At 71.3% G+C, this 15,588-nt stretch carries 18 protein-coding genes; 2 read left to right on the top strand and 16 right to left on the bottom strand.

Annotated features, from left to right (window positions below):
* Positions 1-198: 198 nt before the first annotated feature.
* From B9S58_RS00185 to B9S58_RS00140, 10 genes are all read right to left on the bottom strand, one after another.
* Positions 199-762, bottom strand: coding sequence for a hypothetical protein (locus B9S58_RS00185; RefSeq protein WP_103530127.1), 564 nt, complete (start codon positions 760-762; stop codon positions 199-201).
* A 101-nt stretch (positions 763-863) separates the two neighbouring features.
* Positions 864-1,547 (bottom strand): uracil-DNA glycosylase, encoded by a 684-nt coding sequence (locus B9S58_RS00180; protein WP_103530126.1) that lies wholly within the window; start codon positions 1,545-1,547, stop codon positions 864-866.
* Between the two features lie 105 nt (positions 1,548-1,652).
* Positions 1,653-3,233 (bottom strand): ABC transporter substrate-binding protein, encoded by a 1,581-nt coding sequence (locus B9S58_RS00175; RefSeq protein ID WP_103530125.1) that lies wholly within the window; start codon positions 3,231-3,233, stop codon positions 1,653-1,655.
* Between the two features lie 118 nt (positions 3,234-3,351).
* Positions 3,352-4,107 carry an SDR family oxidoreductase gene (locus tag B9S58_RS00170; protein ID WP_103530124.1) on the bottom strand — a complete coding sequence of 252 codons (756 nt, stop codon included), beginning with the start codon at positions 4,105-4,107 and terminating at the stop codon, positions 3,352-3,354.
* A 20-nt stretch (positions 4,108-4,127) separates the two neighbouring features.
* The gene (gene fabG / locus B9S58_RS00165; RefSeq protein WP_103530123.1) at positions 4,128-4,889 is read right to left on the bottom strand and encodes a 3-oxoacyl-ACP reductase FabG; all 762 of its coding nucleotides are present in this window, start codon (positions 4,887-4,889) and stop codon (positions 4,128-4,130) included.
* Between the two features lie 220 nt (positions 4,890-5,109).
* Entirely contained in the window at positions 5,110-5,493 is a 384-nt protein-coding gene (locus B9S58_RS00160; protein ID WP_103530122.1) for a DUF3037 domain-containing protein, read from the bottom strand.
* The gene (locus B9S58_RS00155; RefSeq protein WP_181009123.1) at positions 5,490-6,368 is read right to left on the bottom strand and encodes a HipA family kinase; all 879 of its coding nucleotides are present in this window, start codon (positions 6,366-6,368) and stop codon (positions 5,490-5,492) included. Before B9S58_RS00155 ends, B9S58_RS00160 begins: the two co-directional genes overlap by 4 nt.
* A 110-nt stretch (positions 6,369-6,478) precedes the next feature.
* Positions 6,479-6,781 carry a tyrosine-type recombinase/integrase gene (locus B9S58_RS38580; RefSeq protein ID WP_258044116.1) on the bottom strand — a complete coding sequence of 101 codons (303 nt, stop codon included), beginning with the start codon at positions 6,779-6,781 and terminating at the stop codon, positions 6,479-6,481.
* Between the two features lie 187 nt (positions 6,782-6,968).
* Positions 6,969-7,160 (bottom strand): hypothetical protein, encoded by a 192-nt coding sequence (locus B9S58_RS00145; protein ID WP_103530119.1) that lies wholly within the window; start codon positions 7,158-7,160, stop codon positions 6,969-6,971.
* 143 nt (positions 7,161-7,303) lie between these two features.
* Positions 7,304-8,050 (bottom strand): 4'-phosphopantetheinyl transferase superfamily protein, encoded by a 747-nt coding sequence (locus tag B9S58_RS00140; protein ID WP_103530118.1) that lies wholly within the window; start codon positions 8,048-8,050, stop codon positions 7,304-7,306.
* Positions 8,051-8,409: 359 nt separating this feature from the next.
* Here B9S58_RS00140 and B9S58_RS00135 point away from each other — a divergent pair, with 359 nt between their 5' ends.
* Positions 8,410-9,003 carry a TetR/AcrR family transcriptional regulator gene (locus tag B9S58_RS00135; RefSeq protein WP_103530117.1) on the top strand — a complete coding sequence of 198 codons (594 nt, stop codon included), beginning with the start codon at positions 8,410-8,412 and terminating at the stop codon, positions 9,001-9,003.
* Between the two features lie 62 nt (positions 9,004-9,065).
* Here B9S58_RS00135 and B9S58_RS00130 read toward each other — a convergent pair whose 3' ends face one another.
* Positions 9,066-9,422 carry a VOC family protein gene (locus tag B9S58_RS00130; protein ID WP_103530116.1) on the bottom strand — a complete coding sequence of 119 codons (357 nt, stop codon included), beginning with the start codon at positions 9,420-9,422 and terminating at the stop codon, positions 9,066-9,068.
* A 184-nt stretch (positions 9,423-9,606) separates the two neighbouring features.
* On the opposite strand from B9S58_RS00130, the gene B9S58_RS00125 reads away from it, so the two are divergent.
* Positions 9,607-10,038 (top strand): VOC family protein, encoded by a 432-nt coding sequence (locus B9S58_RS00125; RefSeq protein WP_103530115.1) that lies wholly within the window; start codon positions 9,607-9,609, stop codon positions 10,036-10,038.
* 232 nt (positions 10,039-10,270) lie between these two features.
* Here B9S58_RS00125 and B9S58_RS00120 read toward each other — a convergent pair whose 3' ends face one another.
* The 5 genes from B9S58_RS00120 to B9S58_RS00100 all read right to left on the bottom strand — a co-directional run.
* Complete coding sequence (locus tag B9S58_RS00120) at positions 10,271-11,842, bottom strand: MFS transporter (protein ID WP_103530114.1); 1,572 nt, start codon at positions 11,840-11,842, stop codon at positions 10,271-10,273.
* Positions 11,843-11,867: 25 nt separating this feature from the next.
* Positions 11,868-12,698, bottom strand: a complete 831-nt coding sequence (locus B9S58_RS00115) for a thioesterase II family protein (protein ID WP_103530113.1) — start codon at positions 12,696-12,698, stop codon at positions 11,868-11,870.
* Positions 12,695-13,864, bottom strand: coding sequence for a class II histone deacetylase (locus tag B9S58_RS00110; protein WP_103530112.1), 1,170 nt, complete (start codon positions 13,862-13,864; stop codon positions 12,695-12,697). Before B9S58_RS00110 ends, B9S58_RS00115 begins: the two co-directional genes overlap by 4 nt.
* Positions 13,861-14,163: a hypothetical protein gene (locus tag B9S58_RS00105; RefSeq protein WP_103530111.1), complete on the bottom strand. Its 303-nt coding sequence runs from the start codon at positions 14,161-14,163 to the stop codon at positions 13,861-13,863. Before B9S58_RS00105 ends, B9S58_RS00110 begins: the two co-directional genes overlap by 4 nt.
* A gap of 196 nt (positions 14,164-14,359) precedes the next feature.
* On the bottom strand, positions 14,360-15,588 hold a 1,229-nt coding region (locus tag B9S58_RS00100; RefSeq protein WP_146063422.1), incomplete at its 5' end, for a pyridoxal phosphate-dependent aminotransferase family protein.

Here is a 15,588-nt window from a genome sequence, read left to right as displayed (position 1 = left end):
GGCGCCCCGTACGCCGCACCGGGTCCCGGACGTTCCGTCCGCCACCGTGCCCGCCGTGCCGCGCGTCCCCGGCGGTGGGGCGGACGTCTGCGCGCTCGGCAGGGGGTACGGCGGCTGGCCCGCCGGCAGCCCGGAGGCCCGCATCTGCGAGGAGGCGTACGGCCGCTGACACGGAAACCTCGCCGGAGCCGAACAGGGTCACCGCTCCCGCATACGGAGCTCCAGCCGGTCGATCGCGGCGCGCACCCCACCCCCGTACCCGTCGTCCGCCAGCGATTCGGCCGCGGCACGGGCCTGCTGGAGGTGGACGCGGGCCGAGTCGGGACGCTGCAGCTTGAGGTAGTCCGCCGCGAGGTTGAGGTGCAGCGAGGGGTAGAACGCCCGGACGGCCGGGGTGTCCCGGTGTTCCGCCGCCCGCACGCCACCCGGCCCCTCAGCGGCACCGGGCCCTTCGCCGTCACCCGGCCTCTCGGCATCGCCCGGTCCCCCGGCCTCGTCCGGCCCCTCGGCGACTCTCAGCCCCTCGGCGGCCGTCAGGGCCCGCAGGTCCCAGGCCAGCTCGTCGCCGGGGTCGTCCTGGGTGTCGGCCATGTAGTGCGCCAGGGTGCAGCGGTGCAGGGCATCGCCATCCGCTCCGAGCTCCGACCAGAGCGCGCCGAAGCGGTTGCGTGCCTCCTCCCGGTCACCTCCGTGGAGCAGCATGATCGCCTGGCCGATCCTGGTCATGACGGCGTCGTCGGACGCCTCCTGCTGCTCCACCACTACGGTCTCCTCGTCGCCCGTCCAGCCGGTTGCCCGTCCGTCCGACGCTAGCGCCGGGCTTCCGCATAACCGGTCAGACACGGGCGCCCAGGGGGTGTCCGTCAGCCGAGGCCGGGGATCCGCCAGTCGATCGGCTGGTGCCCCTGGGCGGCCACGGCCTCATTGATCCGGGTGAAGGGGCTGGAGCCGAAGAACTTCTTGGCGGACAGCGGCGAGGGATGGGCGCCCTTCACCACCACATGGCGCTCCTCGTCGATCAGGGGCAGCTTCTTCTGCGCGTAGTTGCCCCAGAGCACGAAGACCGCCGGGTCGGGCCGGTCGGCGACGGCGCGGATCACAGCGTCGGTGATCTTCTCCCAGCCCTTGTTCTTGTGAGAGTTCGCCTCGCCTCCCCGCACGGTGAGCACGGCGTTGAGCAGGAGGACGCCCTGCTCGGCCCAGGGCATCAGATAGCCGTTGTCCGGGATCGGCAGGCCGAGCTCCTGCTCCATCTCCTTGTAGATGTTGCGCAGCGAAGGCGGCGTCCTGACTCCGGGCCGCACGGAGAAGCAGAGTCCGTGCCCCTGGCCCTCGCCGTGATACGGGTCCTGGCCGAGGACGAGGACCTTCACCTGCTCGTACGGCGTGGCGTCCAGGGCGGCGAAGACCTGCTCGCGCGGTGGATACACGGGACCCCTGGCCCGCTCCTCCTCGACGAATTCCGCCAGTTCCTTGACGTACGGCTTCTGGAGTTCTTCGCCGAGGACGGCGCGCCAGGACTCGGGCAGCAGGTCGATATCGGTCACGTCTACAACCTCCGGTGAGCAACAGGTTCTTGATCCCAGAACCTACCGGGCGCCACTGACAACGGGCCCCGACGCCCGTCCCGTGGAACGCCTGCCGGACAGCGTCTACCAGCTGGCCTTGCGGTACAGCTCCCACAGCTGCATGACGGTCTGCGGGTCGAGTGCGCGCTCGCCGCCGCCGATGTCCTCGCCCGCGGCCACGTACAGCTTGCCCTGCCACAGCGGCAGCAGACGGACGTCGTCGACGAGGATCTCCTGGGCCCGCTCGAACTGCTTGCTAACCGCGCCCCGGTCGCTCTCCTGCCGCGAGGAGGGGATCAGCTGCTGCGTAATCTCCTTGTTGATGTACGGGGTACCGGTGACGCTCTCCTTGCCGACGAAGGGGGCGACGAAGTTGTCGGGGTCCGGGAAGTCCGGGAACCAGCCTCGGCCGAAGACCGGGTACTCGCCCTTGTTGAAGCCTTCCTGGAACTTCTGCCAGGGCTCGCCCTGCAGCGTGATCTCGAACAGCCCGGAGCCTTCCAGCTGCCGCTTGAGCTCCTCGAACTCGGGCTCGGTGGAGGAGCCGTACCGGTCGGTTGTGTACCAGAAGCTCATCTTCACGGGCTCGGTGATACCGGCCCCGGTGAGGATCTCCTTCGCCTTCTTCACGTCCGGGTCGCCGAAGGTGTCGAAGAAGCTCGTGGTGTGTCCGGCGATACCCTTGGGGATCATGGAGTAGAGGGGCTCGGCGGTCCCCCGGTAGACCTTGGCGACCAGGGCGTCACGGTCCACGACATGGGCGATGGCCTTGCGGACGGCGGGGTTCGCGGCGGCCGGATCCTTCGGGTTGAAGACCAGGAAGCGGATGTCCGCGCCGGTGCTCTCGACGATCTGGAGGCCGGCGTTGTCGGCCTTGTTGTCCTCCAGGCCGACGACCTCCTCGGCGGTCAGACCCCGGTAGGTGGCGTCGATCTCCTTCGCCTTGAGCGCGCTCACCATGTCGCCGGACTTCTCGAAGTAGCGGATGGTGACCGCGTTGTTCTTCCGGTTGGCGAAGCCCTTGTAGTCCGGGTTCTTCTTCAGCTCGGCGGTGGCCCCGGCCTCGTAGGACTCCAGGAGGTACGGGCCGGAGCCGGTGACCTTGCCGTCGTCGCGGATCTTGTCCTTGCGGTAGTCGCCGGGGGCGACGAGCGACATGGCGGGCGTGGCCAGGATGAACGGGAACGTGGCGTCGGACGTGTTCAGGTGGAAGACGACCGTGTCGTCGCCCTTGGTCTCGATCCGGTCCAGGGAGTCGAGCATCCCGGCCGGGCCGCCCTTGAAGTGGATGTCCACGATGCGGTCGATGGAGTACTTCACGGCCTCGGCGTCGAGCTTCTCGCCGTTGGAGAACTTGAGGTTCTTCTTGAGCGTGCACCGGTACGCCATGCTCGTGACGTCGGTGAACTTGCAGGATTCCGCCGCGTCCGGCTCCGGGCTCGTGCTGCCGGTGGGGAAGCTCACCAGGGTCTGGTAAACATTCCGCATCAGTTCCCAGGAACCGTCCCAGGCCGCAGCCGGATCGAGTGTGGACGGGGAGCTGGTCGTCCCGACGGTTATCTTCTGGTCCGTTTCCGATCCGCTGTCGGAAAAGAGACCGCAGCCGGCCAGCAGAGAAAGGGAAGCTAGGGCTGCAGCAGCCTGCAGACTGGCCCGGTAGAACACGTGCACGCTCCTCGATCAGCCATGGGTCGGCAGACCATACCGCAGCGCCCCACCGGGTCAATCCGATGGCCCGGCGGGGCACTTGACTCAATCAGGCCCAAAACGGTTCAGGCCGCCCTCAGCCCACGCCCGCGTTGAGGAAGATCCCTCCGTCGACCACGAGGGTCTGTCCGGTGATCCAGTCGGACTGTGCCGAGGTCAGGAAGGCCGCCGCGCCGCCGATGTCCTCGGGCACACCGAGCCGCCCCAGCGGATAGGCGGCGGCGGCCTCCGCTTCGCGGCCCTCATAGAGGGCCTCGGCGAACTTCGTCTTGACCACGGCCGGGGCGATGGCGTTGACCCGGACGGCCGGAGCGAACTCGTGCGCCAGCTGGAGGGTCAGGTTGACCATCGCCGCCTTGCTCATGCCGTACGCGCCGATGAACGGCGAGGCGGAGACCCCGGCGACCGAGGCGATGTTCACGATCGCCCCGCCGTTCTCCTTCTGCCAGGCCTTCCAGGTCTGCTGGGCGAAGCCCAGCGCCGAGATCACATTGGTCTCGTAGACCTTGCGGGCTACGTTCAGGTCGAGCTCCGCGATGGCACCGAAGACCGGATTCGTCCCGGCGTTGTTCACCAGGTAGTCGACCCGGCCGAACCCCTCCATCGCGCGCTCGACCACAGCGGCCTGGTGCGCCTCGTCGTGCGCCTTGCCCGCGACGCCGATCGCCCGGTCGGAGCCGAGCCGCTCGACGGCGTCCTTCAGGGCGTCCTCGCCCCGGCCGGTGATGACCACCCGGTCGCCGCGGGCGACGAACGCCTCGGCGATCCCGTAGCCGATGCCCCGGCTCGCGCCCGTGATGAGGGCGACTTTCCCGCTGTCCTGCACCGTCATGATGTCCGCTGCCCTTCGGATCAGTTGAGGGGTCCGCCGGACACGTACATGACCTGGCCGGAGACGAAGCCCGCGTCGTCGCCCGCGAAGAAGGCGATGGCGTTCGCGACGTCCTCGGGACAGCCGACGCGCTGGACGGGGATCTGGGTGGCGGCCGCCGCCTGGAACTCCTCGAAGCCCATGCCGACGCGTGCCGCCGTCTGCGCGGTCATCTCGGTGACGATGAAGCCGGGCGCGACGGCGTTGGCCGTGACACCGAACTTGCCGAGCTCCTTGGCGAGCGTCTTGGTGAGGCCCTGGAGCCCCGCCTTGACCGCGGAGTAGTTGGCCTGGCCCCGGTTGCCGAGGGCCGAGGAGGAGGACAACGAGACGATCCGGCCGAACTTCGCCTCGACCATGTGGGCCTGGACGGCCTTCGCCATCAGGAACGCGCCCTTGAGGTGCACGTTCATCACGAGGTCCCAGTCGGACTCGCTCATCTTGAACAGCAGGTTGTCGCGGAGCACGCCCGCGTTGTTCACGAGGATCGTCGGCGCGCCCAGCTCGGCGGCGACCCGCGCGACGGCGGCCTCCACCTGGCCCGCGTCCGACACGTCGCAGCCGACGGCGAGGGCGGTGCCCCCGGCTGCGGTGATCTTCTCGACCGTGTCCTTGCAGGCCGCCTCGTCGAGATCGAGTACGGCGACGGAGCGGCCCTCGGCCGCGAGGCGTACGGCAGTGGCGGCGCCGATGCCCCGCGCCGCTCCCGTCACGATGGCGACGCGCTGCTCGGTGGTGGACATGCTTGGTTCTCCTCGCCCTTGGATCGCGGCTCAGCGGACGTCGGGGCGTTTCCCTGACAGTAAGGGCTCCCGATCACTGAGCAACCGCTTAGTACCTTCAGCAGACGAGACGCTAGAAGCCCTGGCACCCGGTGTCAACGGCGCACGCCCCGGCAGGCCGCACGTCACACCGGGCGGGAGCGCCCGCCGCTGTGCCGTCATGGTCCCGCCGGGGCGTGCATCAGCGCACGAGGAGGTCGAGCAGCCGTTCCACCTCGCCGGCCGGGTCAGTCGTCAGGCCGCTGTGCACGGCGCCGGGCTGGACGACCGTGGAGCGCGGGGCGATCAGCCAGCGGAACCGCCGTCCGGCGTCGTCGCCCGCCGCCTGACCGGCGCCCTCGCCCCCGCCGCAGACCCCCTCGACGGCGCGCAGGGCGGCCCGCACTCCGACGACGTCGGCCCCCGGGTCCAGCGCCTTCAGCTTCGCCTCGTCCAGGTGCGTACGGGCGGCGACGAACGAGTGCGCCCGGCAGTAGACGAGCACCCCTGCGTTGAAGCACTCCCCGCGCTCGACCCGTGGCACGACGCGCAGGAGCGCGTACTCGAAGACATCGCGCCGCGTCATCGGCCGCCCTCCTCACCGGTACGGACGGCTGCCGCGGCGCGGTCGCCGCCGGCCGGCTTCGACCGTGGGGGCAGTCGCTCGGTGAGCCACCCCGGGGCCCGGGAGGGCCGGGTCGCGGCCGGCTCGTCCAGCGTGATCCGCTGGTGGATGTCGGCGGCGCGCGCGAGCAGCGGTGCGATGTAGGCCCGGCGCACCTCCTCGGCGGAACCGAAGCCGGGCTCGGCGGCCAGCCAGACATCCGGCACGTCGGCGGCCACCTCGGTGAGCAGCTCCTCGGTGACCAGCGGGGCGAGCTCGGCGGCCGCGGCCGCGACGTCCGGCCCGAAGGGGGCCAGGACATGGTCCGAGGCGTTGTACGGCTTGGCCGCGGACGTCTGGGCGCCCGGCCAGTTGTGGTGCCAGATCATGGTCGCGCCGTGGTCGATGAGCCAGAGGTCGCCGTGCCAGACGAGCAGGTTGGGGTTGCGCCAGGAGCGGTCGACGTTGTTGATCAGCGCGTCGAACCAGATGATCCGCCCGGCCTCGGCTGCCCCGACCTCGTAGGCGAGCGGGTCGAACCCGAGCGAGCCCGGCAGGTAGTCCATCCCGAGGTTCAGTCCGCCGCTCGCACGGAGCAGCTCCTGCACCTCCTCGTCGGGCTCGGCGAGTCCGATGACGGGGTCGAGCTCGATGGTCACCAGCTCGGGCACCCGCAGCCCCAGCCGGCGGCCGAGTTCCCCGCAGATGATCTCGGCGACGAGCGTCTTGCGCCCCTGCCCCGCCCCGGTGAACTTCATGACGTACGTGCCCAGGTCGTCGGCCTCGACGATCCCTGGGAGTGATCCGCCCTCCCGCAGGGGCGTGACATAGCGGGTCGCTACGACTTCTTGCAACACTTTCCGAGGCCACCCATCTCTTCAGCCTTACAATCAACGGAGGGCTGCTGCCGGGCGCAGAGGCGGGAATCGCCGCTCGACGGCGCTGGGGAGAATCTGGGGAGTTTCGGCTAGCAAGCCGATGCCCCGCCCTTCCCAAGCAGACCGTCGATGGTGCCGCGCCCCTTGCTGCCAGCCTCCGACATGAAGTGAGCATAGTAACCGAGAGTGATCGCTGGCGAGGAATGTCCGAGCCACCGCGCCAAGGTCACGACGGACTCTCCGGCTTCCAGCATGATCGAGGCGTAGGTGTGCCGAAGCACGTGGAAACCGTCCTTCGGGGCCGCCGCCCACTGCCAGGCTTTCGCCCCTTCGGCACGTGGCGGGATGACACCGGCCTGGCCAAGGCGGGCTTCCAGGTGTAGGTGTTCCATGTGTTCACCGCGACGGCGTTGCCGAAGCGCGTGGTGAGCAGCAGCGAGAACTCCTTCCTCTCCCCCTCCGACTTTCCCCCCGGCAGCTCCACCTCTACCGGCGGGAACGCTTCGATATGACGCTTCAGCTCCTCGGCTACCGAAGGGGGCAGATCCACCGTGCTGATCTTCGTCTTAGGCTTCTTGCTCAGGTGGGTTCGCCGTCCGCTGCCGCTTGGGGTGCGCGCTCCGGCGTTCCGGTGTCCTTGAGGCGGACGATGCGGGTGTAGCTGACGGTGGAGCGGCAGCTCTCCATGCCGCCCTTGATCTTGAACTTCCGGGCTTCCGACGTGTGGATCAGCTCCCGGCCGATCTTGGTTACCTGACCATCGTGTAGCACCAGCGGATCTGACACGTCTCGTACTGAGCGACCAGGTCACCGACCTTGATGCCGTGGAGCACCGGATCCGGGGTCCGTACTGCCTTGTCGAAGTCCACGTAGGCGCTTGTTCGCCTGGAGGGTCAGGGAGCGGAGGTGTGGGGTTACGGGAGAGTGTGGGGGCGGGTGGCGGTTATCGGGGTGGTCGAGGCGAGGGCTGCTGTGTGGGCTTCGGGGGCCGGGAGGAGGTAGAGGTGGATCGGGGTGTCCGGCCAGCCGGGGATGGGACCCGCGGTCACCTGCGGGCCGCGTACGTCGAGGTGGCGGGGGACGGCGCGCAGGCCGAGGCCGGTGAGCTTCATCGCCGCCTCCTTGCGGGTCCAGGCGGTCAGCAGCCAGTCGGGCCGTTCGTGGGCGGGCAGTGCCGTGTAGTGCTCCCGCTCGGCCGGTGTCAGCGCCGCTGCGGGGAGGGCGTCGGCGTCCCGCAGGGAGCCGCGGGCCTCGATGTCGACGCCGACCACTCCGTGTCCGGTCACGGCGATGAGCAGGTGCTCCTCGGTGTGCGACACCGAGTAGTCGACCGGGGGCGGCGTGCCGTGCGCGAAGCGGGGCCTGCCGTGCGGGACGGGGGGCTCGGTCGCGCAGTGGGCGCAGTCGCGCCTGACCGTGACGGCGGTGGGCGGCACGCCCAGGTAGTGGGCGCCCACGAGGCGCTGGGCCGCGCGGGAGGTCAGGAAGACCTCGCGGGCCCGGGTGCGGGTGAAGCGGGCGGCGGAGGCGCGTTCCTCCTCGTCGAGGAGGGTGAGCCAGTCCGGGCGCGGCCGGACGGGTATGTCCCAGAGGTGGCATTCCCCCGGGGCGGGTATGGCGGGGTGGGTGTCCTCGGGGGCTGGTGTCAGTGCCTCGGGCATGCCTTCGGGCGCGTCTCGTGTCGGTGGTGGGGGTTGGTCGGTGGTGCCGGGTGGGTCGGGCCGCTGGTCGCGGTGTGCCGGAGGTCGCCGCTTCGGGAGGGGGCGCGGCCGCTCTCCTATGTGGCAGGTTAGCCCAGCCGAGGGGGATGGCGGGGCGGCTTTGCCGGGTGGGCAACGCATATTCCGCCGAATGGCTCGAAGTGACATACTACTGGCATGGCTGACGGCACCTCAGGCGCGCCGGCCGTGCGGCTCCGCCTCGGGGGGAGAGACTGGGTGCCGTGGAACGCGGTCGCTGGTCCGGAGGGCCACGAAGTACCGTGCGCAGGAGGTTTCTGCAGGTCGAGACGGGGGGCACGATGAGGACCGGGGTCCGGGCACAGCAGCGCGAACAGACCCGGCAGACCCTGGTGCGCGAGAGCCGGCGGCTCTTCTCGGCCCAGGGCTACGCATCCGTCCACCTGTCGGAGGTCGTCCAGGCGGTCGGCGTCACCAAGGGGGCGCTCTACCACCACTTCGAGGGCGGTAAGGCCGCGCTCTTCCAGGCCGTACTGGAGCAGGTCCAGCAAGAGGTCGCCACCCGTGTCGCGGCGACGGCCGACGCGCAGCAGGACTCCTGGAGCCAGCTCACGGCCGGCTGCCACGCCTTCCTGGAAGCCACCACGAACCCCTCCGTCCAGCGAATCATGCTGGTGGACGGCCCCGCGGTGCTCGGCTGGCGGAGCTGGCGGGCGCTGACCGAGGCCACCTCCGGCCGCCACCTGGCCCACGCCCTCACCGCGCTCGTCCTGGAGGGCACCATCCCGGCCCAGCCGGTGGCGCCGCTGACACATCTGCTGTCCGGCGCGATGAACGAGGCCGCCCTGTGGCTGGCCATGTCGGAGGACGCCGCCGATCTGGACGCCACGCGCCAGGCGCTGACCCGGATACTGGAAGCGCTGCGCACCAGGTGACCCTGCGCGGCGACCCCGTCGAGGCGCCGCGCGGTGCTCCCCCGCCCAACGCCGCGCGCTGGTCAGGCCGCCACGACGTCGACGCGGACCCCGTTGGGGTCGACGATGACGACGTGCCGCCCTTCCCCCTGCTCCGCGGCCTCTACGGCCCCAAGGGCGGCCAGCCTCTCCCACGCCGCGCCCCCGTTCGCCACGGCCACGGTGAGCCGCACCGCGCGCACGGGCGTGCGGAGGGCCTCGGGCAGCGCGGGGTGGGTGTGGTCGAGGAGCGCGAGCTCGTGCTGCCGCTGCCCGCCGCGGACCAGCGCGGCGTACCACGGGGTCGCATGGGCGGCGGTGAAGCCGAAGAGTCTCGCGTAGAAGCTGCGGGTCTCGTCCATGCGCGAGGTGCAGATCACCGGACAGAAGCTGGTCAGCATAGAGACGACTCCGCTCACGTACCTACGGCATGTCAGATGACACTAAAGACATACTCTCGGTATGTCAATCTGACTTCCGCAGGTTCAACGAGCGACTGGCGCAGACGTGACGCGACGGCGTGACGCGGGGGCGCTGGGCTCGTTGAGACGGAACGACCGATGCCCCACGCAGAACGGTGCCACCATGACGTCCTCCGCCCTGACCAGCTTCTATCCGGTCCTCTGCACCGAGCAGATCCACGAGTCCGTGGCCTTCTACCGCACGCACTTCGGGTTCGAGACAACCTACACGAGCGACTGGTACGTCAGCCTGCGCCAGCCTGAGCCGCTATACCACGAACTGGCCCTGGTCTCCGCGGGCCACCCCACCGTGCCCGAGGGGTACCGGCGGCCCGCCGCGGGCCTCCTCCTCAACTTCGAGGTGGCCGACGTCGACGCCGAGTACGCCCGGCTGGTGCGGGAGGCCGGCCTCCCGGTCGAACTCGACCTGCGCAGCGAGGCGTTCGGCCAGCGCCACTTCATCGTGGCCGCCCCGGACGGTGTCCTGGTGGACGTGATCACGCCCATCCCCCCGTCGGGTGAGTACGTCGACGCCTATGAGGACGGGGTCGAGTAGCGGGGTGGGAGGTTGGGGGTGGGGGTGTGCCGCGGTACAGGGCAGCGGTGCAGGTGCCGCTGGGGGCGGGGCCTGGGGTGGTACCTGGGTGCTTGCCGGGGCGCGGCCGGGCTTGCTGCCGCGTCCCGTACGGGCGCCGGGGCTGGTGCCCCCGCATGACGGGTCCGGCCCGCGTCGTCGTGACGCGGGCCGGATTCGGGGTCGCCCTTCGGGGCGGGACGGACGGCTTGTGTCAGCCCTCCACACCGACGGGGGCGGCCCCGTCGGCCGCGCCCTCGGAGTCGCCGGCGCCCTCACCCGCGCCCGTCGGGGGCAGCTTCACGACGAGCGCCACCAATACGGCCGAGGCGACCGCCACGACCGCCCCTATGCCGCCGATGATGTTCAGGCCGTCGGTGAAGGCGTCCCGCGCCGAGGCCAGCAGGCCGGAGGCCGCCTCCGCGGACAGGCCCCGCGCCGCGTCGACCGCGCCGGCCAGCGTGTCCCCGGCGTACTCCGGTGCCCCCTGAGGGACCTTCACCCCGGCGTGGTACACGGCCGCGCTGAGGCTGCCGAGCAGCGCCACGCCCAGCGCCATGCCCAGCTCGGTGCTGGTCTCCGACAGGGCGGCCGCGCCGCCGGCCCGCTCCGGCGGGGCCGATCCGACCACGATGTCGGTGCCCAGCGCGATCAGCGGACCGCCGCCCGCGTACACGAAGGCGAAGCCGATGACCACCTGGGCGATGCCCGAGGAGCTGTCGGCCAGGAACAGCGTCAGGTGGCCCACCGCCGAGACGGCCAGGCCGGCTGCGACGACGTACGCGGGCCGGAAGCGGCTCGCCGCCATCGGGGACACCACCGCGGTGACGATCAGCGCGAACGCCGCCGGCAGCAGCCACAGGCCCGCCTTCATCGGCGTCAGGCCTCCGACGAGCTGGAGGTACTGCGTCACCATCAGATACGTGCCGCCCGCCACGAGCATGCTGAGCAGCAGCGTCACCAGCGCGGTGCGGAACATGGGGGTACGGAAGAGCGCCAGGTCCATCAGCGGGCTTTCCAGGGAGCGCTGCCGGCGGATGAAGAGCACCCCGACGGCCAGGCCCACGACGACCGCGGCGACCGGGATGGCCCCGAAGCCGTCGTTGGCGATCTCCTTCAGGCCGTAGATCGCCGGCAGGATCGCGGCCAGCGACAGCGCGGCGCTCGTCAGGTCGAGGCGACCGGCCTGCTCGTCACGGTACTCGGGGAGCAGCAGCGGACCGGCCACCAGCAGCAGCGCCATGATCGGCACGCCGAGCAGGAAGACCGAGCCCCACCAGAAGTACTCCAGCATGGCACCGCCGACCACCGGACCGAGCGCGATGCCCACGGAGAACATCGTGACCCAGACGGCGATGGCCACACCGCGCTGACGGGCGTCGCGGAACATGTTCATGATCAGGGCGAGCGTGGAGGGCATCAGCGTGGCCCCGGCCAGACCCATCGCCGCCCGCGCCGCGATCAGCGTGACCGGGTCGTTGGCGAAGACGGCGGCCAGCGAGGCGACGCCGAACGCCGCCGCGCCGATCAGCAGCAGCTTCCGGCGGCCCATCCGGTCGCCCAGGGTGCCCATAGTCACCAGGAAGCCCGCGATCAGGAAGCCGTAGATGTCGATGATCCACAGCATCTGGGAGGCGGAGGGGTCCAGAGCCGCGCTGATGTGCGGCACGGCGAGGTGCAACACGCTCACGTCGATGGAGAGCAGCAGGGTCGGCAGCGCCAGGACTGCCAAGCCCAGCCACTCGCGTGGCCCTGCCTGTGCGGGGGTGTCGGTGTTGGTGGTCAAGGGGGAGGTCCTTTCGGGGTCGTGCTCATCGGTGCCCGGCTCGGATGCCGGGCAGGGGGGCGGGGGGCGCCGCCGGGAGCGGCGCGGCGGGCCCGGGCAGCAGGAGCGCCGCCACGGCTGCCGCGTTGGCAGGGGCGTACAGGTAGAAGTGACCTCCGTTGAACGTCTGGTGTGCGAAGCCGCCGGAGGTCTCCAGCGACCACAGGTGCATCCGGTCACCGATCACCACCGGGTCGTCCACCGCGCCCAGGGCGAGGATCGGGACGCAGACGCCGGAGCGGGGCCGCCGATATGTCTCCATCGCCTCCAGGTCGGCGCGGATGGCCCGGAGCGACGGGCCGACCAGGTCTGCGCGGTCCATCAGCCCCGGCGACATCCCGCCGATGTCCGTCAGGTGCTCCAGCAGCTCTGCATCGGTCCGCAGGTGCGCGAAGGGCGGTTCGCTGGGGAAGCACGGCGGTTGCCGCGCCGACACGGCGAGCAGCTCCGGGGGCAGCCCCTTCGTCTCCATGGCGCGGGTCAGTTCGTAGCCGAGGACGCTGCCGAAGCTGTGCCCGACCACCGCGTACGGCAGCGGCTCCAGTTCGGCCAGCTCGCGGGCGAGGGCGTCGACCATCGGCTCGACCCGGTTGACCAGCGGCTCGTTGATGCGCGCGCCCCGGCCGGGCAGCTGGGCCACGACGCACTCGACGTCGTCGGGCAGCACCTGCCACCAGGAGCGGAACGCGGACGGCCACCCGCCGGCGTGCGGAAGCGCTACGAGCCGGAACCGCGGGCGGGTCCGGAGCCCGTGCCCCGGGCCGTCGGCGGCCGTGCGGCGGGCACCGCCGCCCGCCCTCATCCACCAGCCGCTCATCCGGGCCCCGCGTCCCCGGACACGACGTGTCCGGCCGTCACGGGCCGCCCCCCGGCCTGGCGGCCGGCCAGCAGTGGGTGGTGCTCCTCCAAGTGCCGGATCACCCGCTCCTGATGGCGCTGGAGGCGCTGCCCCGGAAGATGCTCCAAGGAGTGCAGGAACGGGTCCTCGGGCGCCGGCAGCCCTGCGACCCCGGCGGCCGTGCCCAGGACCAGCATCGGCTGGTACCACGCCGAGTAGCCGCCCTCGTGGGCGAACACCACCCGGCCTCCGGTCAGTTCGTCGGCGAGCCGGCATATCGCCGAGGCCATGGTGTGGAAGGTCCGGCTGGTGCACATCATCCGGCCCATCGGGTCGTGGCCGCCCGCGTCCACGCCCGCCGCCACCAGGATCAGGTCGGGGGCGAAGGCGCGGGCCGCGGGTTCCACGATCCGCTCCATGACGCCCAGGTAGGCGCCGTGGCCGGAGCCGGCGGGCAGCGGCACGTTGAGCGTGCTGCCCGCTCCCGCGCCGGCGCCGGTTTCCATGACCAGACCGGACGCCGCCGGGAACAGCCCGTCCTGGTGGACGGAGATGTACAGGACGTCGGGGTCCTCGTAGAAGGTGCGCTGGATGCCGTTGCCGTGGTGGACGTCCCAGTCGAGGATCAGTACCCGCCGCGCCCCGTGGCGCCGGGCCGCGCGGGCGGCGACCGCCACGTTGTTGTAGAGGCACAGCGCCATCGCCCGGTCGGGTTCGGCGTGGTGGCCGGGCGGGCGCACCAGGCAGTAGGCGCGGTCGAACCGGCCGTCCAGGACGCCCGTCGCGGCCTGAACGCAGGCCCCGGCGGCGAGCCTGGCCGCCCGCGCGCTGTGGTAGTTGACGTGCGCGTACACGCCGGCGTCGCCCGCGCCGGCCGCCGAGGCGGCCTCGACCCGCTCGATGTGGCCGGGCGCGTGCACGAGGAGCAGCTCCTCGTCGGTGGCGGGCGCCGGGGTGTGGGCGGTGTAGTGGTCCATCACCCCGGTCGCCTTGACCAGCCCCTCGGCTCGCCGCAGGTCGGGGTCGACCGCGAACTGCCGCAGCGGTTCGACGCCCGGCCCGACCGGCACATACCCCGAACCGGCGCCGGGGTCGTGCCAGAAGCAGATCTCGTGACTGAACCACGCGAGACGGGAGCCGCTCACCAGCTGGCCACTCCGAGAGAGGCGCGGCTGACGCCGGACGCCTTCTCGATGTATTGCAGGTAGTACTCGCGCTCCTCGTCGGGTGTGCGCTTGGTGCGCAGCGTCATCTCCAGGAGGCGGAGGATCTCCTCGCCCTCGGCGAGGGTCAGGCCCCTCTCGCCGATCTCCTTCTCCAGCGCGCGGATGCGCGCCGCCGGCTCGGCCACGCCGGACGCGAAGGCCGCCGGGTCGCTGCCGTTGTTGCGGGTGGAGGCGATGGTCTTCAGAACCGCTCCGAAGAACGCCGTGGTGTCGGTCATGGTCGAATCCCCCTTGCTCGCGGTACATCGGTCGGTACGTCAGTCGGTCGGTTCGCCGGCGGACGGGTCCGCCGGCGACCGGTGCGGTGACGGTGATCGGTGCGGTGATCCGTGCGCCGGTCGGCGCACGGGCCGGTGCGGGTGTGCGGTGGCCTCCGGTCCCCGGGAGGGGGCGGAGCCGCGCGGCACCGGCGGGTCAGCGGATGAGGCCGCAGGCGCGGCCGGCCTTCTCGAGCGTGACGACCGCCGCGTCCAGGTCGGCGTCCGTGTGGCAGAGGTTGACGATCGTCCGCAGCCGGGGAAGGGTCCGCGGCACGGCCGGGTACACGATCGGCTGGACGAAGAGCCCGTCGAGCTGGCACAGCCGCGCCATCTCCACGGCCTGGTCGGCGCTGGAGCAGATGAGGGGCACAACAGGCGTCTCGCTGGCAAGCGTGTCGAAGCCCAGGGCGTAGAGCTGGTCGCGGTACCGGGTGGTCCTGGCCCGCAGCTCGCGGGGCAGGGACGGCGCGGCGGCCATCACCTCGACGGCGGCCTTGGCGGCGGCCACCTGCGCGGGCGTCGCCGCCGCGGAGAACATCCAGCCGCGCGCGTTGTTCTTCAGGGCGAAGATCAGGTCACGGGAGCCGGCGACGTAACCGCCCGCGCTCGGCACGGTCTTGGAGAGTGTGCCCATCTTGACGTGGACGCGGTCCGGGTCGATGCCGAAGTGCTCGGTGATACCTCGCCCGGTCTCGCCCAGCACGCCGAGACTGTGCGCCTCGTCGACCATCAGCGGGGCGCCGTAGCGCTCGCACAGCTCCAGGATGCCGGGCAGGTCGGCCACGTCGCCGTCCATGCTGAACACGGCGTCGGTGACCACCAGGCGGCCGCCGTCGCCCGCCTTGCGCAGGGCGCGCTCGAGGTCGGCGAGGTCGTTGTGGGCGTAGGTGACGACCTTGGCGCCGGAAAGCCGGTAGCCGTCGAGGATGCTGGCGTGGTTGTAGACGTCGCCGATGACAGTGTCGCCGGGGCCGACGAGGGCGCCGACCGTGGCCACGTTCGCCATGTAGCCGCTGGAGAACACAATGGCGTCCTCCGCTCCGAGGAAGCGGGCGAGCGCCAGCTCCAGCTCGCGGTGCAGGTGCAGGGTGCCGGCCAGCAGTCGCACGCCGTGCGCGCCGGTCCCGTGCTGCTCGACGGCGCGCAGCGCCTGGTCGTCGATGTAGGGGTGCCCGATGAGCCCGAGGTAGCTGTACGACGCGAAGTTCAGGAACCAGCGGCCGTCGAATCTGATGCGGGAGCCCGATGCCTCCTCGACCACCGGCTCGTAGAAGTACTCGCCGCGCGCGACGATCCCGCGGTCGTCGCCCGACAGCGCGTCGATGCGGCGGTCGAGGAAGGTGCCGTGCGGGGCGTCGGCCAGCCGGCCGGGCAGCGTACGGC

This window comes from Streptomyces sp. SM11 (assembly GCF_002910905.1).
Taxonomy (GTDB): Bacteria; Actinomycetota; Actinomycetes; order Streptomycetales; family Streptomycetaceae; genus Streptomyces.
This window is presented reverse-complemented; position numbering and strand designations above follow the sequence as displayed.

Excerpts from the sequence above, each read along its gene's own strand:
- fabG (WP_103530123.1), bottom strand. The coding sequence starts at position 4,889 with ATGTCCACCACCGAGCAGCGCGTCGCCATCGTGACGGGAGCGGCGCGG.
- B9S58_RS00140 (WP_103530118.1), bottom strand. The coding sequence starts at position 8,050 with ATGCCCGAGGCACTGACACCAGCCCCCGAGGACACCCACCCCGCCATA.
- B9S58_RS38580 (WP_258044116.1), bottom strand. The coding sequence starts at position 6,781 with ATGGAACACCTACACCTGGAAGCCCGCCTTGGCCAGGCCGGTGTCATC.
- B9S58_RS00105 (WP_103530111.1), bottom strand. The coding sequence starts at position 14,163 with ATGACCGACACCACGGCGTTCTTCGGAGCGGTTCTGAAGACCATCGCC.
- B9S58_RS00125 (WP_103530115.1), top strand. The coding sequence starts at position 9,607 with ATGACGTCCTCCGCCCTGACCAGCTTCTATCCGGTCCTCTGCACCGAG.
- B9S58_RS00115 (WP_103530113.1), bottom strand. The coding sequence starts at position 12,698 with ATGAGCGGCTGGTGGATGAGGGCGGGCGGCGGTGCCCGCCGCACGGCC.
- B9S58_RS00135 (WP_103530117.1), top strand. The coding sequence starts at position 8,410 with ATGAGGACCGGGGTCCGGGCACAGCAGCGCGAACAGACCCGGCAGACC.
- B9S58_RS00130 (WP_103530116.1), bottom strand. The coding sequence starts at position 9,422 with ATGCTGACCAGCTTCTGTCCGGTGATCTGCACCTCGCGCATGGACGAG.
- B9S58_RS00160 (WP_103530122.1), bottom strand. The coding sequence starts at position 5,493 with ATGACGCGGCGCGATGTCTTCGAGTACGCGCTCCTGCGCGTCGTGCCA.
- B9S58_RS00170 (WP_103530124.1), bottom strand. The coding sequence starts at position 4,107 with ATGACGGTGCAGGACAGCGGGAAAGTCGCCCTCATCACGGGCGCGAGC.